Below are 24,668 nucleotides of genomic sequence, written 5' to 3'. Positions count from 1 at the left end.
AAGAGAGATAAATATGAATTATACAGAAATTATGGTTCGCTACGGTGAGCTTTCAACCAAGGGTAAAAACCGCGGTAAGTTTATCGGCCGCCTTGCAAGAAACATCAAGGAAGTCCTTCGCGACATGCCCCGCCTTACAATTGACGCCCAAAGGGACCGCACCCACATCATCCTAAACGGAGAAGACTATGAGGTAGTTGCTGACCGCTTGACTAAGGTCTTTGGTGTCCAAAACTTCTCACCAAGTATCAAGGTTGAGAAAAAGATGGAGGCAATTAAGGAAGCAGTCGCAAGCCTTATGACTGACATCTATCTTGAGGGGATGACCTTTAAGATTACAGCCAAAAGAAGTGACCACGACTTTGAACTAGACAGTACTGAACTTAACCGTGAACTTGGTGGTGTCGTATTTGACACTATTGACCATGCTAAGGTTCAGATGAAGGCCCCAGACATCAACCTCCGTGTTGAAATCCGTCCTGATGCCTGCTACCTGTCATACGAAACAATCAAGGGAGCTGGTGGCCTTCCAGTGGGAACTAGTGGCCGCGGAATGCTTATGCTTTCTGGAGGAATTGACTCTCCAGTAGCAGGTTATCTGGCCCTAAAACGTGGGGTTGAAATCGAAGCTGTCCACTTTGCAAGCCCACCTTATACAAGCCCTGGTGCCCTCCAAAAGGCCAAGGACCTAGCAGAAAAACTAACTTCATTTGGTGGAAACATCCAGTTCATCGAGGTTCCATTTACGGAGATCCAGGAAGAAATTAAGGATAAGGTGCCTCAAGCCTACCTTATGACAATTACCCGCCGCTTCATGATGCGTATCACTGACGAAATCCGTGCCCGCCGCGAAGGGTCAATCATCATCAACGGGGAAAGCCTTGGACAGGTTGCTAGCCAAACGCTTGGAAGTATGGTGGTAATCAATGAGGTAACAAATACACCAGTTATCCGTCCAGTAGTTACAATGGACAAGCTTGAAATCATCGATATTGCTCAAAAGATTGATACCTTTGACCTTTCAATCCAGCCTTTCGAAGACTGCTGTACAATCTTTGCCCCACCAAGTCCAAAGACTAATCCAAAACTTGAACATGCTCAAAACTATGAGAGCAGAATGGATGTTGAAGGACTTGTGGCCCGTGCAGTTGACGGAATCATGGTTTCAACAATTAAAAAAGAAGGAAGCAATCTATCTGAGGAAGAAGAAGTCCTAGCTGATTTCCTTTAAAGAATATAAAAAAGTTACCTGTTTATTGGCAGGTAACTTTTTTATATTTAGTAGCTTTCATTAATGGCTTTCACTTGATGAACTCGGGCTTGTTGTTGGATTTGATCCGACAATTTTAGACCAGGCATCAGCATAGTTGGCGTCAGATCCACCAATGGCAAATTTGTACTGGGTCGTAGGAGCTCCCTTGCTGGTAGCCCAGTAACTGCTGGTTGTTTCGCCACTAAGGTCAATGGTGTTAGATCCCACAGTTACTTTACCTGGTTTTTCTCCAGTTGATACAAGGACCTTACTTTCAGTTGCACTTGAGTCAAGCTTGAATTTTTGTCCATTACCAAAGATATTTGGGCTAGCACTATTGATAGCATTGACTAGATTTGCCATGTAATTTCCATTATTAGCATAACCTGTTAAAGGTGCCATTGAGGCATTGTTGTCATGACCAATCCAACCACCAAGGGTTACAGTTGGAGTTGAAAGGATAAGCCAAGCATCCCCGTAGTCGTCACTTGTCCCGGTTTTTCCAGTCCAGTCAACAGCATCCACAAGACCTGGATTTACAACTGATAGGTAGTCAAGGAATTTGGTAGTTTTCTTAGAACGAACAGGTCCCCTTAAAAGCTCATTCATAATAGTTGAAGTAGCTCTTGAGAAAACTTTGACTGGATTAGACTTCCATTCATAGATTACCTTGCCTGTATCATCTGTAATTTTTTGGACAACGTGTTGCTCCTGGTACTGGCCGTTATTAGCAAGTGTTTGGAAACCGTTAGTTTGTTGGACAACAGTCTGATCAATCCCTCCCCCCATAGGCAGGCTTTCGATATAGTAGTTGTCCACCTGGTAGTTCATTTTTTCCATATAAGGCTGGGCTGGTTTTCCTTCCTTTAGAAGGGTCTGATAGGTCCAGTAGGCTGGAATATTCCAAGAGGAATCAAGGGCATCTTGGAGGGTCATCATCTCATTTGTTCCACGGTCACCTACGTGAAGGATGGGTTGACCGGTAGAGTAGTTGGTTGGATAGTTGCTTAGGCGACTTTTACTACCGATGATTCCTTGATCGATGGCTGGAGCATAAGCTAGGATTGGCTTAATACTTGAACCAGGACTTCTTTTGGTATCAAAGGCATGATTATTTTGATTTTCTTGGTAGTTACGACCACCAATAAAACCTAGGACAGCTCCTGTTTTATTGTCCATTAGGACATTCCCTGTCTGAACTTGCCCAGTCCCATCATCCAAATAACCACCGTAATTTGCTACAGCATTCTGCATGGCAGCATAGATATTTTGGTCAATTGTCGACTGGACGGTATAGCCACCCTGCTGTAACTTTTGTAGAGCAAGCTTTTGGTATTTTTCCTTGGTAGCATCATTTTTTTGATCGCTCTCAGAAACCTTATCTTCTGCTAGTAGATAGTTGTAGACATGATCAATGGCCTCACCGATTACAGTATAGTAGAGGTAGTCGTGGCTAGCAGCTTCCGAATAACTTGGCTTAAGAAAGTCATTGGTCAGATTGTAGGCCTTGTATTGTTCATATTCCTCCTGATTGATGTAACCCTTGCGGTACATGTTGAAAAGGACTGCATCCTTCCGATTTAAGCCGTAAGATAGGTTATCTCCGTCTTTAAGGCTTGCATCAGCTGCATAGGGACTATAGGTGATTGGGCTTTGGGGAAGTCCTGCAATGAAAGCAGCTTGGGGGATATTAACTTCTGAGGCATGTTTGCCAAAAATTCCCATAGCAGCTTCCTCAACACCTGCAATATTTTGTCCCTTATTATTGCGACCAAAAGGAGATACATTCAAGTAGTCGGTGAGGATTTCATCCTTTGAAAAATCCTTTTCGACAGCACGGGCATAAACAATCTCAGAAGCCTTACGCTTGAAGGTTGGACTATCCCCTAGAATTTGCTGCTTGATTAACTGTTGGGTAATGGTCGATCCTCCACTCGAGCTACCAACACCAATGGTTGCACCAATAGTTGCCCTTAAAACAGCCTTTGGCACCACTCCATTATGACTTTCAAAATTTTCATCCTCAGTTGAGATGATGGCATTTTTGATGTTTTGAGAGATTTCCTGGCTACCAATCTTGGTTCTGACAAGATCTGAGGAAATTGGTGAAATTAGACTATTATTGCTGTAAACAATGTTTGAGGTTCCGTGGATATTATTGATTTTTTGGGTCAACTCCTCCTTATCCGGTACCTTGACCTCGTCAATCAGACTTGCAAAATATCCAATCCCGATTGATCCAACAAACAAGCCACCTAAGAAAATGATAGTTAAAAGGGTGAAGACAACCCCCCTGACTGATAAAAAGGCGATATTAAAGTAATTGGTAAATTTGAGTTTAGCCTTGGGCTTACTCGTATTTTTTTTGGCTGGCCTTCTGCCACCTTGTCCATTCTCATTATTATTCATAAGTGAATTATACCAAATTTGTTAAAAATTGCCTAACGGACAAGATAAAAAAATAAAAGTTCGTGGTCAATTTGGTAATTATTTTGTTATAATTAAAATATTACTATTTATTTTAAAAGGAGGTTATGGCATGGAAATCTTTGATGAATTAGTCGAACGTGGCTTAGTTTTTCAAACAACTGATGAAGAAGCATTGCGAAAAGCACTAAAGGAAGGGAGTGTTTCTTTCTATACCGGCTATGACCCAACAGCAGACAGTCTCCATCTAGGACATTTGGTTCCCATCCTAAATATGAGAAGGCTCCAACTTGCTGGTCACAAACCTGTGGCACTTGTTGGTGGAGCAACAGGTATGATTGGTGACCCAAGTTTTAAGGATAGCGAGCGTTCCCTTCAAACAACTGAAACAGTTAAGGAGTGGAGTGCAGGCATTAAGAGTCAACTTGAACGTTTTTTAAGCTTTGAAGGGGATAATGCAGCCAAGGTAGCCAATAATTACGACTGGTTTTCAGAGATGAATGTGCTTGATTTCTTGCGTGATGTTGGTAAGTACTATACCATCAACTACATGATGAGCAAGGAGTCAGTAAAACGTAGGATTGAAACAGGGATTTCTTATACCGAATTTGCCTACCAAATCCTTCAAGGGTATGATTTTTATGAGCTCAATGAGCGTGAAAATGTGACCCTCCAAATTGGTGGTTCTGACCAGTGGGGGAACATGGTAGCTGGGACTGATTTGATTCGTAAAAAATCAGGTAAAGAAGCCCATGTTGTCACAGTACCTTTAATCACTGACTCAACTGGGAAAAAATTTGGTAAATCTGAAGGGAATGCTGTCTGGCTTGATCCAGAAAAGACTTCCCCTTATGAGTTCTACCAGTTTTGGTTGAATGTGGCTGACGCTGACGCCATTAAATTCATGAAGATCTTCACCTTCCTAAGTCTTGAAGAAATTGCTGAAATTGAACGCCAGTTTGAAGCAGCACCACATGAGCGTTTAGCTCAAAGGACTCTGGCTAAAGAGGTAGTAACTCTTGTCCACGGTGAAGCTGCCTATGAGCAGGCTGTGAAAATCTCACAAATGCTCTTTAGCGGAAACATCAAGGAACTTTCTGTAAAAGAAATCAAACAAGGTCTAAAAGATGTGCCGAGCTATCAAGTTCAAGTTGATGATAACTTAAACCTGGTTGAGATTCTTGTGCAGTCTGGTGTTGTAAACTCTAAACGCCAGGCCCGTGAAGATGTCCAAAATGGGGCAATCTACGTGAACGGTGAAAGAATTCAAGATACTAACTACCAGTTAACTGATAGAGACAAGCTGGAAGGCGAGCTGACTGTAATCCGCCGTGGTAAGAAAAAATATTTTATTTTAACCTACTAATAAAAAAGAAAAAAAGAAAAACTAAAAAAGAAAAAAAGAAAAACTAAAAAAGAAAAACAAAACCTATTCTGCGGAATAGGTTTTGTTGGTGAATTTTTACTGGAGGAAGTTTTTGTGATATTATCTAAGGGGACGGAGGATTTTATGAAGACAGAGACGAACTTTTGGGACTACAGTCTGGCAATTTGCCTGCTTGGCTTTTTTGCAGTAGGAAATATCTTGGGCATTTTTTTAGGTAATCTTCTTTACTGGATGAATATTAGCCTATCAGTGGGCTATCTTTTGGGCCTAGGTGCTACTATAGTTGCCCTTAAAAAGAAGCAGCAGCTTGGAAGCAAGGAACTAGCTAATCTTGCCCCCTTACTGGGGCTATCTTTTGGCCTTCTATGCAATAGCTTAATTGTAGGCCCATACGGAATGCTTGCTATCCTTTTAGGAACAGCTATGGGCTCGATACTTGGACAGCTAATCAAAAAAACTTCCACCGACTGATGGAAGTTTTTTTATTTTTATTCGATGATTAAGAGATTTTCTGGCATGGCAAATGGATTTTTTTCATTAATTCGGTCATAGAACATGATTCCGTTGATATGGTCAATCTCATGTTGGACAACAATAGCATTAAATCCTTTAAGCTTGATTCTTTTCTTTTCGCCGTTTTTATCAAAATACTCAACAGTTGTACGGGCGTGGCGGATAACATAACCTGGTACCTCGCGGTCAACAGATAGACATCCTTCACCGTCAGCAAGGGCTGCATCTTGGACAGAGTGAGATACCACGCGCGGATTATACATGATTTCTTCTAGGCTATAAGCATCATTTGCTGCATCATCACCTGAATCTTCCTTGGGTACAAGGACTGCAATAATCTTTCTTGATACATCAAGTTGAGGAGCTGCAATCCCAACACCTGGACGAAGTTTCATCTTTTCAGCCATAACTGGATCTTGAGAATGCTTCAAGAAGTTGAGCATCTTTTCTCCCAGGATGATATTTTCATCAGTTAAGGGAAGCTCGACATCGCTTGCAACATCTCTTAAGGTTGGGTTACCCTCTCTGATAACATCCTTCATATCAATCAGATGACTGGCAGATGTTAAATGTTTTATTTTACTCAATTTGTATTCCTCCGTGTAATTAATACCTATAATCCTACATTTTTTACTTTAAATTGCAAGTTAAATGCACAAAAAAATATTCCAATGCTTGAAATTTCAATAATAATAGTTTATCATAAACAAGTAGTTTTCTACAAGAAGGCATCTTGGTAAAACGAAACGCCAAACGTTAACTCGGATGTACTTACAAAAAAGGAGAAATATCATGGCAATTTCAAAAGAGAAAAAAAATGAAATCATCGCTCAATACGCACGTCACGAAGGGGACACTGGTTCACCTGAAGTACAAATCGCTGTACTTACTTGGGAAATCAACCACCTAAACGGACACATTAAAGAGCATAAAAAAGACCACGCTACTTACCGTGGACTTATGAAAAAAATCGGACACCGTCGTAACCTTCTTGGATACCTACGTGAAAAAGACGTTCAACGTTACCGTGAACTAATTTCTTCACTTGGACTACGTCGTTAATTCGAAATCAGCCACTTCGGTGGCTTTTTTTGTTGGCGAAAATATCCATTATAATTTTAATAGCTGAAAGCCCATGTTATAATTAAGCTAGCATGAGGAAAAGGACTTATATACATATGGAAAATAGTAACTTTAAAATCAGACCGGTTGAAGCCATAGATCTCGACCATGTAATGCGACTTGAGCTTGATAACTTTGGAAGGGTCGCAACTACTAGGGCTGCCATGGAAGAGAGGATCAATAAAACACCTGATACCTTTTATGTAGCAGAGATTGACGGAAAGCTTGTTGGCTACCTTGAAGGGGCTGTTATAGCTGATAAATACCTGACAGATGACCTTTTTAGCCATGTGGATAAGAATCCAGAAAAAGGGGGCTATTTTGCCATCACAAGCCTTTCAGTGGATAAGAAGGTTCATGGTCAAAGTATAGGGACAAAACTTCTCACCTTTGCCCAAAACGAAGCTAGGAAGAAAAGTAGGGCAGGTATTACTCTGACCTGTCACGACTATCTTCTTGGCTACTATGAAAAATATGGTTTTAAGAATGAAGGAAAATCAGCTTCAAATCTTGGGGGCGAAGAGTGGTACAACATGTTATGGGAGATAGATTAAAAATGAATATCGAAAAAGTAGAACAGGCATTCAACCTAATAATTGAAAATACGCAAAGCTTGGAGCAGGAGCTTCATACTCATTTTTATGAGGCCTTAATTGAACAAAATGTGGCCTATGTTGAAGGGAAGTCTGAAAATAAGCTTGTCGAAGAAAATAATGCCAAGCTTAAGGAGCTTAAACTTAGCCAGGCTGAGTGGCAGAAGGCCTTTCAATTTGTCCTTATTAAAGGAGGTCAGACAGCTAAGCTTCAGGCCAACCATCAGTTTACACCAGACAGTATCGCCTACATTATCAATTTTATTATAAGTAATCTTAAACCCCAGGAGGAGCTTTCGATAGCTGAATTTGGTTCTGGGACAGGGAATCTTGCTGCAACAATTGTGACAGGAAGTGACAAAAAAATTCATTACACAGGAGTTGAGGTCGATGATCTCTTGATTGACCTTGCTGCAAGCATGGCAGATGTTGCTAGTTACGACATTGAATACATGCAGCAAGATGCAGTGAAGCCTCTCCTTCTTGATCCATCAGACGTTCTTGTTAGTGACCTACCAGTAGGTTTTTATCCAGACGACCAAGAAGCCCAAAATTTTACGGTTAGAAGCCGTAAGGAAGGCCATACCTATGCCCACCATCTTCTGATGGAACAAGGTCTTAAGCACCTGAAAGAAGACGGTCTTGCTATCTTCCTAGCTCCCCTTGATTTAATGGCTAGTGAACAAGCTTTGGAACTTAAGGATTGGCTTAAGGAGGCAGGAAGCCTCGAGGCTTTAATTGCTTTGCCGCAGAATTTATTTAAGTCAAGTCCCAAGGCCATCTTTGTTTTTAGGAAAACAGAAGCTAAAAAACCGACCTTTGTTTATAATCTGTCAAGTTTAACTGAGCCTGGTTTGATTCAAGATTTCATGCGAGAATTTAAGGAAAATATGATATAATATTAACAAAATATCAGTAACAAACTTACTAACTTTTAACCCTTATACCTTTACTAGAAGAGGAGATTTTTAAAATGTCAAAAACAATTGCAATAAATGCTGGAAGCTCAAGCCTTAAATGGCAATTATATAAAATGCCTGAGGAAGAAGTTTTAGCCAAGGGTATTATTGAGCGTATTGGTCTACCTGCATCAATTTCAACCGTTAAGTGGGATGATAAGGCTGACACAAAAACTTTTGATATTCCTAACCATGAAGAAGCTGTAAAAATTCTTTTGGATGATCTCATTAAATTTGACATAATTTCTTCATACGAGGAAATCACAGGTGTTGGCCACCGGGTGGTTGCAGGTGGTGAAATTTTTAAAAAATCAACCTTAATTGATGACCAGGTGATGGAAGAAATAGACAAGCTAGCTCCCCTAGCTCCCCTTCATAATCCGGCCAATCTAGCTGGAATTAAAGCCTTCAAGGAACTTTTACCTGATATTACAAGTGTTGCCGTCTTTGATACAGCCTTTCACACAAGCATGCCTGATCAGGCCTTCCGCTATCCAATGCCAAATAGATACTATGATGATTATGCAGTGCGTAAGTACGGGGCCCACGGAACAAGTCACCAGTATGTTAGCCAAAAGGCTGCAGAGATTTTAGGCCAAAAGCTTGAGGACTTAAAATTAATTAGCTGTCACCTGGGGAATGGAGCTTCAATTACAGCTGTTGATGGTGGTAAGTCAGTTGATACCTCAATGGGATTCACCCCCCTTGCTGGAATTATGATGGGAACTCGCTCAGGTGATATTGACCCATCAATCTTCCCTTATATTATTGCAAGGGATGAAAAACTTACTAATGCTCAAGATGTTGTTGACATGTTAAACAAGGAATCTGGCCTTTTAGGAATCAGTGAAATTTCAAGTGACATGAGGGACATTACAGCTGGTGTTGAAGCAGGAAATGAAAAGGCAGATCTTGCCTACCGCATGTACATTGATCGAATTAAAAAGTACATCGGTCAGTATCTTGCTGTTTTAAACGGAGCACATGCCATCATCTTTACAGCTGGGATTGGTGAAAATGCTCCTGAATTAAGGGCACAGATAGCTGAAGAATTAAGCTGGTTTGGGATTAAGCTTGACCCTGAAAAAAATGTCCGTGGCTATGAGGGTGTAATTACAACAGCTGATTCAGCAGTTAAGGTGCTTGTAGTACCGACTGATGAAGAGTTGGTCATTGCACGTGATGTAGAAAAATTTACAAACTAGTGCAAAAAGCAAATCATAAATTTATGATTTGCTTTTTTTGTCCTTTGGGGAACCTGTAAAAAAATTTGCCAGGGCAATTATTTTTTGGTTTTATATGATATAATCATCAGGTAATATCTATTACAGAGTAGTTTTACAAGCGTCAAGTGTCCACGGGATGGGATGTTGCCCTGGAACGAAGCCAATTGGTGCGGTTTGTGAAACGCATTCGCTGTGAAAAATTATGTGGTATGTCCAGAAAATTTTTAACAGCTCACCAAAAAAGAGGAGAGCTCAATGCAAAAAATTGTCAACAAATACTTACCTAAGGCATCAACAAGGCTGACTGTAGCCCTTGCCATGCTTATGGCCTTAAAATTCATTATTGAAAAACTATCAATCTGGATTATTCCAGGAAACTTGAAATTAACTTTTTCCTTCATTCCAGATACTATAATTGGTGCCATTGCAGGACCAATTGTAAGTCCTATTGTTTTCATTCTTTCAGACTTCCTTAAGATAGTAACCGGGGATGGTGCAGGTTCTAGCTTTATTTGGGGTTTTAGTCTCCTTCAAGCCCTCTTGGGCTTCCTTTACGGCCTATTCTTCTACAAGAAAAAGCTTGATCCAAAGAATGTCCGCGACTGGATTTACACAAGTTTAGCGATTATCGTTATCATGCTTGCTGGAACCTTTATCTTTACACCACTTCTAGTTAAAATTTACTACGGAGTATCCTTCAAGGTGCAATACTTTGTCCAAGGAAGAATCTTTAAAATCTTAGAAATACCAATTAGACTAGCCATTACCATGGCACTGATTCCAGCCCTGCAAAGAATTCCCATGATAAGAAAATACATTTTAAAATAAAGAAAAAAACCAAGTCCATCCCACTTGGTTTTTTTCTTTTTATTTAAGATAGCGTGATAGGAACTCACGGGTTCTATCTTCTTTGGGACTAGTAAAGATGTCTTCTGGCTTACCTTCCTCAGCGATTACTCCCTGATCCATGAAGATTACCTTGTCAGATACTTCTCTAGCAAATTCCATCTCATGGGTTACAATGACCATGGTGATACCTGATTTTGCAACGTCTTTCATAATACCAAGAACTTCCCCGACCATTTCAGGGTCAAGGGCACTTGTTGGCTCATCAAAGAGGATAACCTCAGGGTTCATTGACAGGGCACGGGCAATGGCTACACGCTGCTTTTGCCCTCCTGATAGTTGGCGGGGTTTAGCATTTACGAAAGCGTCCATACCAACCTTGCTCAGATTTTCGACAGCAATCTTCTTGGCTTCATCACGGCTTCTTTTTAGGACTGTTGTTTGGGCCACGATTAGATTTTCAAGGACATTTAGGTTTTCAAAAAGGTTAAATGATTGGAAAACCATACCCAGGTGGGTTCTATATTTAGGTAGATCATATCCTTTTTGTAGGACATTTTCTCCGTGGTAGAGGATTTCACCACCACTTGGGATTTCAAGGAGGTTGATTGACCTTAGGAAGGTTGATTTACCAGAACCAGATGAGCCGATGATTGAGATGACCTCACCCTTGTTGATATTCATGCTGATATCTTTTAAGACCTCATTTGCTCCAAATGATTTTTTTAGGTTTTTAATTTCTAATACTTTTTGTGACATTATTTTTTAACCTCCACTTGCATTTGATTGGCCCCAGTTGTGTGGGTGTCAGAGTCAAGCTTTCTTTCAATCAATCTTAGAACTCTTGTAACAGTAAATGTTAGGACAAAGTAGATGACTGAGATGATGGCAAATGTTTGGAAGTACTGATAGTTTTGTTGGGCTACGGTATTTCCTTGGAAGAAGAGCTCACTTACAGAGATTACATTAAGGACAGATGTATCCTTGATGTTGATGACAAATTCATTACCTGTTGCAGGAAGGATATTTCTGATAACCTGAGGTAAAACGATTTTAATCATTGTTTGTGCGTGGTTCATTCCAAGAGCACTTGCGGCTTCAAATTGTCCCTTGTCTACAGATAAGATACCACCACGAACAATCTCACTCATGTAGGCACCAGTGTTGATTGAAACAATTACAAGACCAGCAAGAGTACGGTCCATGTTGATTCCAAAGGCCTGAGCTGTACCGTAGTATAAAACCATGGCCTGTACAATCATCGGAGTTCCGCGGAACACTTCGATGTAGATATTGATAATCCAGTTTAGAAGTTTTTGGAAGAAGGCAAGGACTGCATTAGAAGCCTTTGGAGCAGTTCTGTAAACTCCAATTAAAAGTCCGATTAAGGTTCCAATAATTGTACCAATGAGGGAAATATAAAGGGTAACACCTGCAGCCTTGATGAATTCACTACCATTTTCTTTGGCGATAGCAAAAACTTGATTCCACCAACCAGTTTTTTTATCTGGGTGATTTTGAAGGTCAGTCATCTGGTCCATGATTTCAGTACGTTCATCATCAGAGATTGATGCAAGAACCTGGTTGATTGTTGGCAGGTCCTCATCTCCCTTGCGGACACCAACGGCAGTCTGAGTATCATCTGGATCAGTTGCAAAGCCGTCACCATCAGCAAATTGAATCATCTTAAATGAATCGTTAGCAGCCTGAGCTGTAATTCCTTCAGGACGTTCACCCACATAACCATCAATTGTTCCAGCTTCAAGGGCCACACGCATGGCTGAGAAGTCTGACATGGCCTGCTCCATTTGAACGCCTGGGATTTGAGGGATTAGATTGTAGTGGAAGGTACCTTGTTGGGCAGTGATTTTTGCACCAGCAAAATCAGACAACTTGGTAGCATTGGCATATTTACCATTTTTATTGACAACAATTACCAGGTGGCTGGTATAGTAGTTGTCTGAAAAGTCTACTTCTTGACGTCTTTCAGCTGTCGGGCTCATCCCAGCGATGATTGCATCAATCTTTCCAGAGGTTAAGGCAGGCACTAGACCGTCCCACTTGGTTTTAACAATAACCAGTTTTTTATCCAACTTGCTGGCAATTTTTTTAGCAATCTGAACGTCATAACCATTAGCATATTGGTTGCTGCCGTCAATTTTTACAGCACCATTAGCATCAGTCTTCTGGGTCCAGTTAAAAGGTGGGTAGCCAGCTTCCATTCCTACGCGAAACTCCCCTTGATCAGCCTGAGCACTTATGGAAAAGGCAAAGATTGCAAGGAGGGGCAGTAGGATATTTAGTAATTTTTTCATCACAACTCCTAAAAATAAAATTATTTTTAAATAAAAATAGAAAAATCCCCTTGAGGTAAGAGGATAGAATAGGCTTATTAAGTAAGTAAAGCACAACTTGGTGGGACCAAGACAGTCCGGATGTTATTTACAATCCGGCCCAAAAATGACCTGAGGTGGCAGGTAATTTTTTCGGCAACTTTTCCTAGACCTGTGTCAATGTTCCACAAAACTCAACAGGCTTAATAAAAGATGCAACCTCTAAACTCTATATTTATTTAATTATACTGATGATTCTAGCATTATTTTATCTATAAGTAAAGGTGTCTGAAAAAGTGATTAATCGATCAAATTTAAATGGCTAAGCCAGAGCTAGTTTGTTATAATGACTTTAGAAATTTTTTTATAGATTGGAGTTTTATGTTAGAGATACTTAAGGCGATTTTTTTAGGAATCATTGAGGGCATTACCGAGTGGCTTCCAATTTCAAGTACGGGGCACTTGATTTTAGCAGAAGAATTTGTAAAGTTAAATGCAAGTGAATCCTTCAAGTCCATGTTTAATGTTGTAATCCAGCTGGGTGCAATTATGGCGGTTGTGGTAATCTTTTTTGACAAGCTAAATCCCTTTGATGGTAAAAAAAGTTACGGGGAAAAGCGGAGCACCTGGCGACTTTGGGTTAAGGTCTTAATTGCTTCCATTCCTGCTGGAATTATTGGAATCAAGTTTGATGACTGGTTTGAAGCACATTTCTACAATTTTGTAAGTGTTGCCCTCATGCTTATCTTATATGGTTTTGCCTTCATTTATGTGGAAAAATGGGCCAAGAGTCAGACACCAACAGTAACCAGCCTAAATAAGATGCCTTATCTTTTTGCCTTCTATATTGGAGTTTTCCAAGTCCTTGCCCTTATGCCTGGGACTAGTAGGAGTGGGGTTACTATTTTAGGGGCGATAATTCTTGGGGCGAGCCGCTATGTGGCAGCTGAATTTACCTTCTTCTTGGCCATTCCAGCCATGTTTGGTGGGTCAGCCATCAAGGTGCTTAAGTTTATTAAAAATGGGGAAGTTCTTTCAGGACAAGAGTTTTTAGTTCTTCTTATTGCAAGTCTTACAGCCTTTGTTGTTTCAGTTGTGGTTATCAAATTCCTGATGGATTACATCAAGAAACATGATTTTACAATTTTTGGGAAGTACCGGATTGTCCTTGGTTTAATTCTTCTTGTTTATGCAGCCATCAAATTTATTTTAGGACTCTTTTAGTCATTAAATCCTTCCATGATTGGGAGGATTTTTTTACAAAAGAGCTTGCCTTTTTGATGATTTACTGATATAATGGTGGTCTGTGAGTATACCTCACTTACGTCTTGGAAAGACAAGACGTCATTAGACCAAAAGAGGAGGAAAAAATTCAATGACTAAGTACGAAATTCTTTATATTATCCGTCCAAACATTGATGAGGAAGCTAAAAAAGCTCTAGTTGAGCGTTTTGATGGGATTTTGACTGATAATGGTGCTACTATTATCGAATCAAAAGACTGGGAAAAACGTCGTCTTGCTTACGAAATCAAAAACTTCAATGAAGGTTTATACCACATTGTAAATATCGAAGCAGCTACAGACGCAGCAGCAACAAGCGAATTTGATCGTCTTGCTAAAATCAACGGCGACATTCTTCGTCACATGATCGTTAAGGTAGAAGCTTAATTCTATTTTAAGCAATCATTGGAGGACCATCTTATATGATTAATAACGTAGTACTAGTAGGACGTTTGACCAAGGACATTGAACTTCGTCAGACTGCTAATGGACAATCAAATGCAAGCTTTACCCTGGCTGTTACTCGTAACTTTAAAAACCAAAAGGGTGAGTATGATGCTGATTTCATAAACGTTGTGGCGTGGAGAAATACGGCGGAGTTTCTGGCTCGTTTCGGTGCGAAAAAGGGAAATCTTCTTAGTGTAACTGGAAGAATCCAAACTCGCTCTTACGAAAACCAGCAAGGTCAGCGTGTGTATGTAACAGAAGTAGTTGCCGACAATGCAAGTTTCCTTGAAAGTCGTGCTGTACGCGAGAGTCAAGGTGGCCCTTCATCAGGTGGAGGCTATCAGGCTCCGCAGGGAAACAATAATGCTTATGGTTCATTAAACGGAGGCTTTCAAGCTTCTGAGATGAATAATAACTCTTATGGTTCATCAGATGTCAAAATTCCTGATTTCGGACGAAATGATTCAGATCCTTTCGGTGGCGGAAATCCAGTCAATATTGATGATAATGACCTACCATTTTAAGTATAAGCATACTTGGATGTAGAAAAATATAATATAAGGAGAAATAATATGGCTCAACAACGTCGTGGCGGATTCAAACGTCGCAAAAAAGTTGATTTTATCGCAGCTAATAAAATCGAACATGTTGATTACAAAGACACTGAACTTTTAAAACGTTTCATCAGCGAACGTGGTAAAATTTTACCTCGTCGTGTAACTGGAACTTCAGCTAAAAACCAACGTAAAGTAGTTAACGCTATCAAACGTGCACGTGTTATGGCTTTACTTCCATTCGTTGCAAATGACGAAAACTAAAAAGTAATAAATGAGAACTAGCCTTGCTGGTTCTTTTTTGTTAAATTAAAGTTAAAAAATTTGAAAGGAATTAGCTAATGCTTTCTGAAAAAAATAAAAGGATACCCTGGAATCAATATTTCATCGCCCAAGTATTACTTTTATCCCTCCGCAGTACTTGTACCAGGCTTGAGGTTGGAGCAGCCCTTGTTAAAGATTCAAGGATTATTGCAGGAGGCTACAATGGTTCTGTTAAGGGGGATGATCATTGTATAGATGAGGGCTGCTATGTGGTCGATGGTCACTGTGTCAGAACCATCCATGCTGAGATGAATGCTCTTTTGCAGTGTGCAAAATTTGGGATTTCAACTGATGGGGCGGAAATTTATGTGACTCACTTTCCTTGTCTTCCATGTACCAAGGCTATTCTTCAAGCAGGTATTAAGAAAATTTACTACCTAAATGACTATAAAAATAATGCCTATGCCAGCAAACTAATTGATCAAATGGGGGTTACTGTTGAACAGGTAAAACTTGAACCTACCTATTTTGAAAAATTATCTTTTGGAGACTTGTATTAAAAAATAAAAAACCTATCTTACTTGATAGGTTTTTTTGTTTACATCTCGCTTGGAAGAAGGACTGTCTCCCGTCCCATTCGGTCAATGACATGAATGTCTGTTGGCCAAGTCTTGCTGAAGGGGTAGTTGAAGTCAAATTTAATCTTATCGGGGGAACCGTTTTGCGAAAAGACGATGCTTAGGTAGCTGTCATCATCAACAAGCTCAAAATTAATAAGTGATTCCAAGACAAAGACTCCCTTCAAGTTATTGTCTATAATATACCAAAAAGTATCAATAACTTGGCTGGGTAGACTTGAAGCAATACCAAAGCTTGCAGCCCGGCTATTTGTATTTGTGAAAGCCATCTTAATTTCCCCCTTTTATTTTGTTCATAAATTGTTTAAAATGTAATATTAGAATATATTAAAGGGAAAAAAAGGTCAAGTAAAGAGATTGAGGATAGATGAATTATTGATAAGGACCCAGGGGCTTGATAAAAAGGCCGCAAGGCAGGCCATTAAAAAGAATTTGGTTCTAGTAGATGGGCAAGCGGCCTATAAAATAAGTCAAAATGTTGATAGCAGGGTTCAAAAAATTACTTACGAGGGCAGGCAGATTAACTTTAGCCCCCATCGTTACTACATGCTGAATAAGCCAGTTCAGACCATTTGTGCCAACAAGGATGACAAGTATCCCACGGTTTTTGACCTATTGGGCGATATTGATCAAAAGGATTTGTATTCAGTCGGCCGCTTAGATTTTTGGACAAGTGGCCTTTTGTTGATTACTGATAATGGTCGCCTGGGCCGAAGAATGCTTAATCCTCAAAGTCATGTCGACAAGCTTTACCAGGTGACTACCAAGGAAGCTCTTGATTTGAGTGATGTAGCTGCCTTTAAAGCAGGTCTTACAATTGATGGTCATGTCAAATTAAAGGAAGCATTTCTTGACCTTAAATCAGGTCATGAGGCCTTGGTCCAGGTGTCAGAAGGTAAGAATCGCCAGGTAAGAAAGATGTTTCTTTCAAGGGGAAAGCTTGTCTTAAAACTAAGGCGAGTAAAATTTGGTCCCCTGGATTTGGATGAAAACTTAGGAGCTGGTGACTTTCGAGAGCTCACCCAGGAAGAGATTGTAAGTCTTATCCCTTATTTTGACTAAGATTAAAAATCAAACTCCCGCAGATTCTTGCGAATTAAATCAAAGTCATAGCCCTTACGGGCAAGAGCTGCTGTAATCCTTTGTTTGAGGTCATATCCTTCATACTTATTTTGGTACCTCTTTAAAATTTTATTAAAATCTTTGTCAAAGAGGTCATTTTCGATTTGTGGGTCACTTTCAAGTTCCAAAGAAGCAAGGGCCTCCTTGGCTAAATCATAGCTGAAGCCCTTGTTAACCAGGCTTTGGCTTATTTTAATTTTAAGCATCTTAAGGGGTAATTTTTGATATTTTTGCATGATTAATTTTTCAGCCAATTGACTTGCGGCGTCGACTTGCTTGTCGTAGTCAAAAAGGTCAGCTAATTTTGCTTCAACAAGCTCCCTTGAAATACCCTTGGCCATTAATTTTTGCTTAATTTGCTGGGGCCCCATATTTTGGCCATTAATTTTTGAGTTGATGAAGGATTCGGCATAGTTCTCATCATCAATGTATCTACTTTCTTCAAGGCTAGTGATGACCCGGGCAATTTGATGGTTATCAATCTCATGCTCCTTTAAATAAAGGATAACTTCCATCTTAGTCCGCATCTTAAAGCTAATATAGTAGATGGCCAAATTTTTGCCACGAGAAAAATTAGCAAAATCACTAATTTCTTTGAGGTCAGCCTCCGAAAATTCAGAACCCTTTGACATCATGTATTTGACAATGGTATCTTCTGTGACATAGATGGTTTCAGATTGATCGAATTCAACCTTGTAGAGTCTTTTTTTCTTTTCAATTTTTGTAATTTTTATCATATGCTATATTATACGAAAAAACGACTTAAATAGTTATTATTTGCTTCTTTATGGGTAAAGATAGGGATAAAGGAAAATAATTCAATAGGATATTTTTGTATTTTGTAAAAAAAGATGAAATCTTGGAATTAAAGTGAAATAAGGCAGCTAAAGTATGCTATAATTTCTTTACGGCTTTGTACACCGTCGGTACTTATTTTGCTTATAAGATAAAGTATTGTATTTGTTTTTGTGAGATAGGAATGGAAAAAGTTTTTTTCTATTCCTATTTTAATTTTCCAAGAAAAAAATCACTGCCCAATTGACAGTGATTATTTTTTTATTCTGCAGATAGAGCGGCCATTGTGATGTAGTTGTATGGTTGGTTGAAGTGAGGTAGGAAGAAGATATCCAAAAGTTTAAGTTTATCAATGGTTAAACCTTCTTGGATGGCTAGGCTAAACATGTGAATGTTTGCTGAGATATCGTAGGTTGAAGCAAGCTGGGCTCCAAGGATACGACGATTGTTTTTATCGTAAACAATCTTAATCTTAACCATGGCATTACCTTCTTTGATGAACTCAGGTTTTTGTAAGTCCTCAAACTCAGTAGAAAGAACCTCGAAACCAAAGCGTTCTGCTGCCTTAACAGATAGACCGGTAGACACTAAATCTAGGCCAAAGATTGAAATTCCGTTTGATCCTTGAACACCAATGGCGTCAAGTTCAGTACCACCAATATTGTGACCAGCAACAAGTCCTGAACGAACAGCATTTGAAGCAAGGGCAATATAGGTAGTATCTTGAAGGGCATTTGAGTAAATAGTAGCACAGTCCCCAACAGCATAGACGTCAGGATTGCTTGTTTGTTGGTGCTTATCGACTAGATATGCTCCGTTTGCAAAAGTTTCAAGCTTGCCTGCACCAAGGGCTGCATTGGCAGTAAATCCAATGGCATTAATAACCATATCGACATCATAACTTCCCTTGTCAGTCACTAGACGCTCAACTCGCTCACTTCCTTCATAGGCCGTAGCAAGCTCACCAAAGTGAAGCTCAATTCCATTGTCCTCAAGATTTTTATCCATAAGTTTTGCAAAGTCTTCATCATAGTAAGAGGCAAGTGAAGTTGTTGCAGCATCAAATAAAAGAACATTCTTTCCGCGGCGGCGGGCAGCTTCTGCAATCTCAACTCCAATATAACCTGCTCCGATAACGGCTACAGTCTTAACCTCATCACGGCTTAAATCCTTATCAACCTCTTGTCCCTCTTGGAAAAGTTTTAGGAAGTGAAGTCCTTCAAGGTCTTTTCCTGGAATATTTGGGATAATTGGGCGAGATCCTGTCGCTAGAACAAGTTTGTCATAATCGATAACACTTTCCTTGCCAGCAAGGCTTGTAGTGTGAACCTTCTTAGCATCAAAATCAATCTTATCAACGACTGTTTCCATGTGAATCTCAGCACCCTTATGGATGAAGGTTTCTTCATTGGTATAAAACAGTCCTTCGTAACCATCAATTTGACGGCCCACCCAAAGAGCAGTTCCACAACCTAGGTAACTCAAGTTAGAGTTACGGTCAATCATTACAACTTCCTGGTCAGGATAGTTATCTAAAAGGGTATTTGCAGCCGCAATACCAGCGTGGTTGGTACCGATAATAACAGTTCTCATTGCTTTTCCTCTAAATTCTTTAAGATAGTTATATCTTACACAAAAGTAAGTTTTTTAGCAAGAATTATGCTCTTCTGAAATTTATGATAAAGGTTTTCATGGTGGGAATGGTTACGCTACCAATATTGAGATTTCAAGGGATTTTGATAAAAAATTAACATGAATAAAGGTTAAGATTTATTGGATTAAATTTGTAAAAAACTAGCTAGCCACCTATCCATTTGTTATAATTTCTATATGGTATATTTAAAAGCAGGTCAAAAAATTCCCCTGAAAATTAAAAAAATGGGAATTAACGGTGAAGGTATCGGAAATTATAAGGGACAGACAGTCTTTGTGCGGGGAGCCCTCAAGGGCGAGGAGGTTTTTTCTCAGATTACCCTAGTTAAAAAAAATTATGTTGAAGCAAAAATTGTAAAAATCAATAAAAAATCAAAAAATAGGGTGATTCCAGCCTGCAAGGTCTACTCAACCTGTGGAGGTTGTCAAATCATGCATCTGGCCTATCCAGCTCAGCTTGAGTATAAGAGAGACATCTTGCGTCAGGCCCTAAATAAATTTAAGCCAGAAGGCTTTGAATCTTATGATTTAAGGGCAACCAAGGGGATGGATGACCCTTGGCATTATAGGAATAAACTTCAATTTCAGACCAGGGAATTTTCAGGTAAGGTTCTAGCAGGCCTTTATGCTGAAAATAGCCACAGGCTTATTGATATTGATGACTGCCTGGTTCAGGACAAGCTCACCCAAAAGATTTTGAATGATGTCAGAAGACTGATTGGAAAATACAAGATTAGCCTCTATGACGAGAGGAAAAATCAAGGTCTGAGAACAGTAATGATTCGTCACGGGCAAAAAAGCAATCAAGTTCAGCTGGTTTTTATCAGCAGCAAAAATTTGAATTTAAGCTCTTTAATTGCTGATTTAGTCAAGGAAAATCCTGAGATTAGGACAATTGCCCTGAATATTAATGCCAAAAAGACCAGTGAAATTTACGGGGAGAAGACAGAACTTCTTTGGGGCCAGGAGACCATTAAGGAAGGAGTTCTTGACTATGAATTTTCTCTAAGTCCCAGGGCCTTTTACCAGCTTAACAGTAAGCAGACCAACACCCTCTACAGTGAAGCTGTAAAAGCTCTTGATGTAGGAGAAGATGATAATATAATTGATGCCTACTGCGGGGTTGGGACTATTGGTCTAGCCTTTGCGGGGCGTGTTAAATCGGTGAGGGGAATGGACGTTATTGCCCAAGGGATTGAAGATGCCAAAAAGAATGCCCAAAATCTAGGTTTTGATAATACCCATTATGAGGTGGGAGCAGCAGAAGACATTATTCCCAAATGGTATTCTGAAGGCTTCCGGGCTGATGCCTTGATTGTTGACCCACCAAGGACAGGTGTTGATGACAAGTTGCTTGACGTGATTCTTAGGTACAAACCCAGTAAGATGGTCTATGTTTCTTGCAATGTCTCAACCCTTGCCCGTGATTTGGTAAAACTTGCCAAGGCTTACAAAATTGAGTATATCCAGTCCGTGGATATGTTCCCTCAAACTAGCCGTACAGAGGCTGTTGTTAAACTTACAAAGAGGTAGTCAATGATATATTTAAAACCAGCCAGGCAGGAAGATATTTTCCAAATAATGGAGCTTATTGACAGTGCTCGCACCTTTCTTAAAAGTCAGGGCATAGATCAGTGGCAGGGTGACTATCCCTCAATTGATGATATTCAAATGGACTTAAGGGAAGATCATACTAGTCCCTATGCCCTTTTAGTAGATGGTCAGCTAGCTGGTTACTGCGTAATGATTGAAGGGCCAGAAGAAGCTTATGAGAAGATATCAGAAGGCAAGTGGCAAGGTGATAAGGCATATACTAGTATTCATAGGATTGCTATTCATGATAGCTTCAGGGGCCAAGGTCTTATGACTTACATGTGGTCAAATATCTTTGCTCTAGCTAGTAATCAGGGCTTTGAGGACATAAGGGTAGATACCCATCCTGCCAATAAAATCATGCAGGCAGCCCTAGTTAAGGCAGGATTTAACTACCAGGGTGTGGTTAAATTTGAAGGTAAACGTCTGGCCTACCAGTGCATATTAGACAATTAATAATAGATTTGGAGAAAAAATGACTTACGAACAAGAATTTTTAAAAGAGTTTGAAGAGTGGGTTGAAACCCAGGTAAAGGTCAATGAAATGGCAGTAAATGAAGCTCAAAAGGTAGCAGACGAAGGTGACGAGCGGGCTTGCGAAGCAGTTATTCGCTATGAAAGCCGTTTGGATGCCTATCAATTTTTACTGATGAAGTTTGCAAACCTTCATGCAAAAAAAGGTTTTCATGACCTGCCAGACGGATTAATGGATATGCTCAACTATTAGTTGCTAGCTTGCTTGTAATTAGGAGCTAAATTTGCTAAACTAGAAAAATCAAGAGGAGTACTTTATTCGGAAATTAAAGAGAGGAACTGGTTGCTGGAAGGTTCTATTGAAGGTAAAGGAAGGTAGCTTGTGTTTAAATAAGTTAATAAATGAGTGGCAGGAAACTGCAATACAGGTGGTACCGTGCGGAAGCACCCTGACTAGGTTGGGGTGTTTTTTGCTACCCTTAAATACAATACCTGAAAAACTCAAATAAAATATAAGAGGATAAATTATGACTGAACTTTCAACAAAATTCAATCCACAGGAAGTTGAAGCGGGACGCTATGAAAAATGGCTTGAAGCTGATGCCTTCAAACCATCAGGTGACGTAAATGCTGAACCCTATAGCATCGTTATTCCACCACCTAATGTAACAGGTAAACTTCACCTGGGACACGCCTGGGATACAACCCTACAAGACATGATCATCCGCCAAAAAAGGATGCAAGGCTTTGATACTCTCTGGCTTCCAGGGATGGATCACGCAGGGATTGCGACACAGGCTAAGGTTGAAGAACGCCTCCGTGAAGACGGGATTACAAGGTATGACCTTGGGCGTGAGAAATTCATCGAAAAAGTCTGGGAATGGAAGGACGAGTACGCTTCAACCATTAAGGAACAATGGGGTAAACTTGGACTTTCACTTGACTACTCACGTGAACGTTTTACTTTAGATGCTGGACTTTCTGAAGCTGTAAGAAAGGTTTTCGTAAGCCTTTACGAAAAAGGACTTATCTACCGCGCTGAATATATCATCAACTGGGATCCAAAAGCTATGACTGCCCTTTCTGATATTGAGGTAATCCACAAGGAAGTTCAAGGTGCCTTCTACCACATGACCTACGACCTTGAGAATGGCGAGGGGTCACTAGAAGTTGCGACAACTCGTCCAGAAACAATGTTTGGGGACGTGGCTGTAGCCGTAAACCCTGAAGACCCTCGCTACAAGGACCTTATCGGTCAAAACGTAATCCTTCCGCTTGTCAACAAGGTAATCCCAATTGTTGGTGATGAGCACGCTGACCCTGAATTTGGGACAGGGGTAGTTAAGATTACACCAGCCCACGACCCAAATGACTTTGAGGTCGGCCGCCGCCATGATCTTCCACAGGTCAATGTAATGAACGCTGACGGAAGCATGAACGAACTAGCTGGTGAGCTTAACGGACTTGACCGTTTTGAGGCCCGCAAACAGGTTGTTGAACTCCTTCGCGAAAGTGGAAATCTTGTTAAGGTTGAACCAATCGTCCACAGTGTAGGTCACTCTGAACGTACTGGTGTTCCAGTTGAGGCCCGTTTATCAACTCAGTGGTTTGTTAAGATGGAAGAACTTGCAGCTAACGCTGTTAAGAACCAGGAAACAGACGATAAGGTAACCTTCTTCCCAGAACGTTTCAACGACACCTTCCTCCAGTGGATGGATAATGTCCATGACTGGGTAATCTCACGCCAACTTTGGTGGGGTCACCAAATTCCAGCTTGGTACCACAAGGAAACAGGTGAAATGTACGTTGGTATGGAAGCACCAGCTGACGCTGAAAACTGGGAGCAGGATCCAGACGTTCTTGACACATGGTTCTCAAGTGCCCTATGGCCATTTTCAACCATGGGTTGGCCTGACGAAGAGTCTAGCGACTTCAAACGCTACTTCCCAACTAATACTTTGGTTACAGGATATGATATCATCTTCTTCTGGGTGAGCCGTATGATCTTCCAGTCACTTGAGTTTACAGGACGTGCTCCCTTCAAGAACACCCTCATCCACGGACTAATCCGTGACGAAGAAGGTCGCAAGATGTCTAAGTCACTCGGTAACGGGATTGACCCAATGGATGTTATTGAAAAATATGGGGCAGACGCCCTCCGCTGGTTCCTATCAAACGGTTCAGCACCTGGTCAAGACGTACGTTTCTCTTACGAGAAGATGGACGCTGCCTGGAACTTCATCAACAAGATCTGGAACGTTAGCCGCTACATCATCATGAACAATGAAGGGCTAACAGTTGAAGATATTTCAGCCAACCTTGAAAAAGTAGCTAACAAGACCGCAGGAAACGTTACAGACCGCTGGATCCTAACTCGCCTTAACGAAACAGTTGAAAAAGTTACCGAAAACTTCGACAAGTTTGAGTTTGGTGAAGCAGGGCGCGCCCTTTACAACTTCATCTGGGACGAGTTTGCGGACTGGTACATCGAGCTTACAAAAGAAGTCCTTTACGGGGATAATGAAGAGGAAAAAGAGGTTACAAGAAGTGTCCTAACTTACGTTCTTGACCAGATCCTTCGCCTCCTTCACCCAATCATGCCTTTTGTTACTGAAGAAATCTTCGAAAATATCCCCCACACTGAGGCAACTCTTGTAAGAGCAAAATACCCAGTAGTTCGCCCTGTCTTTACTGAGCCAGAAGCTGCCCACGGGGTTGAGGTTCTAAAAGAAGTAATCCGTAGTGTCCGTAATGCCCGTAGCGAAGTAAACGTGGCTCCAAGTAAGCCGATTACAATCCTTATCAAGGCGAAAAACCCTGAGATCGAAGCCTTCTTCAAGGCAAATGAAAACTACCTCCGCCGCTTTACAAACCCTGAAACCCTTGAAATCTCATCTAGCCTTGAAGCACCAGCTAAAGCTATGACTTCAATCCTATCTGATGCTGAAATCTACTTGCCACTGGCTGATTTAATCAACATCGAAGACGAAATTATTCGTCTTAACAAGGAAAAAGCTAAGTGGGAGAAAGAACTTGAAATGGTTTCTAAGAAACTTTCAAATGAACGCTTTGTAGCCAATGCAAAAGCTGAAATCGTCCAAAAGGAAAAAGATAAGCGGGCTGACTACCAAACTAAGTTTGATACGACAGTAGCCCGCATTGCAGAACTGGAAAGCCTGTAAAATAAT

25 protein-coding genes and 2 riboswitches are annotated in these 24,668 nt (G+C 40.4%); of the genes, 18 read left to right on the top strand and 7 right to left on the bottom strand.

All coding sequences use genetic code 11. The features are described from left to right. The first annotated feature begins 13 nt into the window (after positions 1 to 13). On the top strand, positions 14 to 1,231 hold the full coding sequence (gene thiI, locus OZX68_06095; protein WEV60488.1) for a tRNA 4-thiouridine(8) synthase ThiI: 1,218 nt from the start codon (positions 14 to 16) through the stop codon (positions 1,229 to 1,231). Positions 1,232 to 1,291: 60 nt separating this feature from the next. Here thiI and OZX68_06090 read toward each other — a convergent pair whose 3' ends face one another. Further along, positions 1,292 to 3,661 (bottom strand): transglycosylase domain-containing protein, encoded by a 2,370-nt coding sequence (locus OZX68_06090; protein ID WEV60487.1) that lies wholly within the window; start codon positions 3,659 to 3,661, stop codon positions 1,292 to 1,294. A 130-nt stretch (positions 3,662 to 3,791) separates the two neighbouring features. Here OZX68_06090 and tyrS point away from each other — a divergent pair, with 130 nt between their 5' ends. Both tyrS and OZX68_06080 read left to right on the top strand, forming a co-directional pair. Next, positions 3,792 to 5,045 carry a tyrosine--tRNA ligase gene (tyrS, locus tag OZX68_06085; protein ID WEV60486.1) on the top strand — a complete coding sequence of 418 codons (1,254 nt, stop codon included), beginning with the start codon at positions 3,792 to 3,794 and terminating at the stop codon, positions 5,043 to 5,045. Between the two features lie 144 nt (positions 5,046 to 5,189). Beyond that, the gene (locus tag OZX68_06080; protein WEV60485.1) at positions 5,190 to 5,537 is read left to right on the top strand and encodes a hypothetical protein; all 348 of its coding nucleotides are present in this window, start codon (positions 5,190 to 5,192) and stop codon (positions 5,535 to 5,537) included. 17 nt (positions 5,538 to 5,554) lie between these two features. On the opposite strand, the gene def is transcribed toward OZX68_06080, so the two are convergent. Further along, positions 5,555 to 6,166, bottom strand: coding sequence for a peptide deformylase (def, locus tag OZX68_06075; protein ID WEV60484.1), 612 nt, complete (start codon positions 6,164 to 6,166; stop codon positions 5,555 to 5,557). Between the two features lie 205 nt (positions 6,167 to 6,371). On the opposite strand from def, the gene rpsO reads away from it, so the two are divergent. The 5 genes from rpsO to OZX68_06050 all read left to right on the top strand — a co-directional run bounded on the left by rpsO (position 6,372) and on the right by OZX68_06050 (position 10,307). Continuing rightward, complete coding sequence (rpsO, locus tag OZX68_06070; GenBank protein ID WEV60483.1) at positions 6,372 to 6,641, top strand: 30S ribosomal protein S15; 270 nt, start codon at positions 6,372 to 6,374, stop codon at positions 6,639 to 6,641. Positions 6,642 to 6,757: 116 nt separating this feature from the next. Further along, the gene (locus OZX68_06065) at positions 6,758 to 7,255 is read left to right on the top strand and encodes a GNAT family N-acetyltransferase (protein ID WEV60482.1); all 498 of its coding nucleotides are present in this window, start codon (positions 6,758 to 6,760) and stop codon (positions 7,253 to 7,255) included. A gap of 2 nt (positions 7,256 to 7,257) precedes the next feature. Then, complete coding sequence (locus OZX68_06060) at positions 7,258 to 8,193, top strand: class I SAM-dependent methyltransferase (protein WEV60481.1); 936 nt, start codon at positions 7,258 to 7,260, stop codon at positions 8,191 to 8,193. Positions 8,194 to 8,267: 74 nt separating this feature from the next. Then, positions 8,268 to 9,458, top strand: a complete 1,191-nt coding sequence (locus OZX68_06055; GenBank protein WEV60480.1) for an acetate kinase — start codon at positions 8,268 to 8,270, stop codon at positions 9,456 to 9,458. A gap of 121 nt (positions 9,459 to 9,579) precedes the next feature. Beyond that, positions 9,580 to 9,674: riboswitch (THF riboswitch) on the top strand. 60 nt (positions 9,675 to 9,734) lie between these two features. Beyond that, positions 9,735 to 10,307, top strand: a complete 573-nt coding sequence (locus OZX68_06050; protein ID WEV60479.1) for a folate family ECF transporter S component — start codon at positions 9,735 to 9,737, stop codon at positions 10,305 to 10,307. Between the two features lie 39 nt (positions 10,308 to 10,346). Here OZX68_06050 and OZX68_06045 read toward each other — a convergent pair whose 3' ends face one another. Continuing rightward, positions 10,347 to 11,084: an amino acid ABC transporter ATP-binding protein gene (locus tag OZX68_06045; protein WEV60478.1), complete on the bottom strand. Its 738-nt coding sequence runs from the start codon at positions 11,082 to 11,084 to the stop codon at positions 10,347 to 10,349. Continuing rightward, complete coding sequence (locus OZX68_06040; GenBank protein WEV60477.1) at positions 11,084 to 12,640, bottom strand: ABC transporter permease subunit; 1,557 nt, start codon at positions 12,638 to 12,640, stop codon at positions 11,084 to 11,086. Before OZX68_06040 ends, OZX68_06045 begins: the two co-directional genes overlap by 1 nt. An 80-nt stretch (positions 12,641 to 12,720) precedes the next feature. Further along, positions 12,721 to 12,891, bottom strand: a riboswitch (Lysine riboswitch). A 148-nt stretch (positions 12,892 to 13,039) separates the two neighbouring features. On the opposite strand from OZX68_06040, the gene OZX68_06035 reads away from it, so the two are divergent. From OZX68_06035 to OZX68_06015, 5 genes are all read left to right on the top strand, one after another. Continuing rightward, positions 13,040 to 13,882 (top strand): undecaprenyl-diphosphate phosphatase, encoded by an 843-nt coding sequence (locus OZX68_06035; protein WEV60476.1) that lies wholly within the window; start codon positions 13,040 to 13,042, stop codon positions 13,880 to 13,882. Positions 13,883 to 14,033: 151 nt separating this feature from the next. Beyond that, the gene (rpsF, locus tag OZX68_06030; GenBank protein WEV60475.1) at positions 14,034 to 14,327 is read left to right on the top strand and encodes a 30S ribosomal protein S6; all 294 of its coding nucleotides are present in this window, start codon (positions 14,034 to 14,036) and stop codon (positions 14,325 to 14,327) included. Between the two features lie 35 nt (positions 14,328 to 14,362). Continuing rightward, positions 14,363 to 14,911: a single-stranded DNA-binding protein gene (ssb, locus tag OZX68_06025; GenBank protein WEV60474.1), complete on the top strand. Its 549-nt coding sequence runs from the start codon at positions 14,363 to 14,365 to the stop codon at positions 14,909 to 14,911. Between the two features lie 48 nt (positions 14,912 to 14,959). Further along, positions 14,960 to 15,205 (top strand): 30S ribosomal protein S18, encoded by a 246-nt coding sequence (gene rpsR, locus OZX68_06020; GenBank protein ID WEV60473.1) that lies wholly within the window; start codon positions 14,960 to 14,962, stop codon positions 15,203 to 15,205. A gap of 77 nt (positions 15,206 to 15,282) precedes the next feature. Continuing rightward, on the top strand, positions 15,283 to 15,765 hold the full coding sequence (locus OZX68_06015; protein ID WEV60472.1) for a ComE operon protein 2: 483 nt from the start codon (positions 15,283 to 15,285) through the stop codon (positions 15,763 to 15,765). Positions 15,766 to 15,803: 38 nt separating this feature from the next. On the opposite strand, the gene OZX68_06010 is transcribed toward OZX68_06015, so the two are convergent. Continuing rightward, positions 15,804 to 16,112: a DUF960 domain-containing protein gene (locus tag OZX68_06010; protein WEV60471.1), complete on the bottom strand. Its 309-nt coding sequence runs from the start codon at positions 16,110 to 16,112 to the stop codon at positions 15,804 to 15,806. Between the two features lie 106 nt (positions 16,113 to 16,218). Between OZX68_06010 and OZX68_06005 the strand changes: the two genes are divergently transcribed. Further along, positions 16,219 to 16,905, top strand: coding sequence for a pseudouridine synthase (locus OZX68_06005; GenBank protein WEV60470.1), 687 nt, complete (start codon positions 16,219 to 16,221; stop codon positions 16,903 to 16,905). Positions 16,906 to 16,907: 2 nt separating this feature from the next. On the opposite strand, the gene recX is transcribed toward OZX68_06005, so the two are convergent. Both recX and OZX68_05995 read right to left on the bottom strand, forming a co-directional pair. Further along, a complete protein-coding gene (gene recX, locus OZX68_06000; protein WEV60469.1) occupies positions 16,908 to 17,702 on the bottom strand; it encodes a recombination regulator RecX in 795 nt (264 codons plus the stop codon). A gap of 319 nt (positions 17,703 to 18,021) precedes the next feature. Next, a complete protein-coding gene (locus tag OZX68_05995) occupies positions 18,022 to 19,353 on the bottom strand; it encodes an FAD-dependent oxidoreductase (protein WEV60468.1) in 1,332 nt (443 codons plus the stop codon). Positions 19,354 to 19,590: 237 nt separating this feature from the next. On the opposite strand from OZX68_05995, the gene rlmD reads away from it, so the two are divergent. The 4 genes from rlmD to OZX68_05975 all read left to right on the top strand — a co-directional run bounded on the left by rlmD (position 19,591) and on the right by OZX68_05975 (position 24,662). Beyond that, a complete protein-coding gene (gene rlmD, locus OZX68_05990; GenBank protein ID WEV60467.1) occupies positions 19,591 to 20,946 on the top strand; it encodes a 23S rRNA (uracil(1939)-C(5))-methyltransferase RlmD in 1,356 nt (451 codons plus the stop codon). A 3-nt stretch (positions 20,947 to 20,949) separates the two neighbouring features. Continuing rightward, complete coding sequence (locus OZX68_05985; GenBank protein ID WEV60466.1) at positions 20,950 to 21,462, top strand: GNAT family N-acetyltransferase; 513 nt, start codon at positions 20,950 to 20,952, stop codon at positions 21,460 to 21,462. A 19-nt stretch (positions 21,463 to 21,481) separates the two neighbouring features. Continuing rightward, complete coding sequence (locus tag OZX68_05980) at positions 21,482 to 21,733, top strand: DUF1912 family protein (GenBank protein WEV60465.1); 252 nt, start codon at positions 21,482 to 21,484, stop codon at positions 21,731 to 21,733. Positions 21,734 to 22,004: 271 nt separating this feature from the next. After that, on the top strand, positions 22,005 to 24,662 hold the full coding sequence (locus OZX68_05975) for a valine--tRNA ligase (protein ID WEV61389.1): 2,658 nt from the start codon (positions 22,005 to 22,007) through the stop codon (positions 24,660 to 24,662). The last annotated feature ends 6 nt before the right edge of the window (positions 24,663 to 24,668 follow it).

It is taken from the genome of Streptococcaceae bacterium ESL0729 (assembly GCA_029391995.1).
GTDB lineage: Bacteria > Bacillota > Bacilli > Lactobacillales > Streptococcaceae > Floricoccus.
Note: the sequence above shows the minus strand (reverse complement) of the source record. Positions and strands in the feature narration are given on the sequence as shown.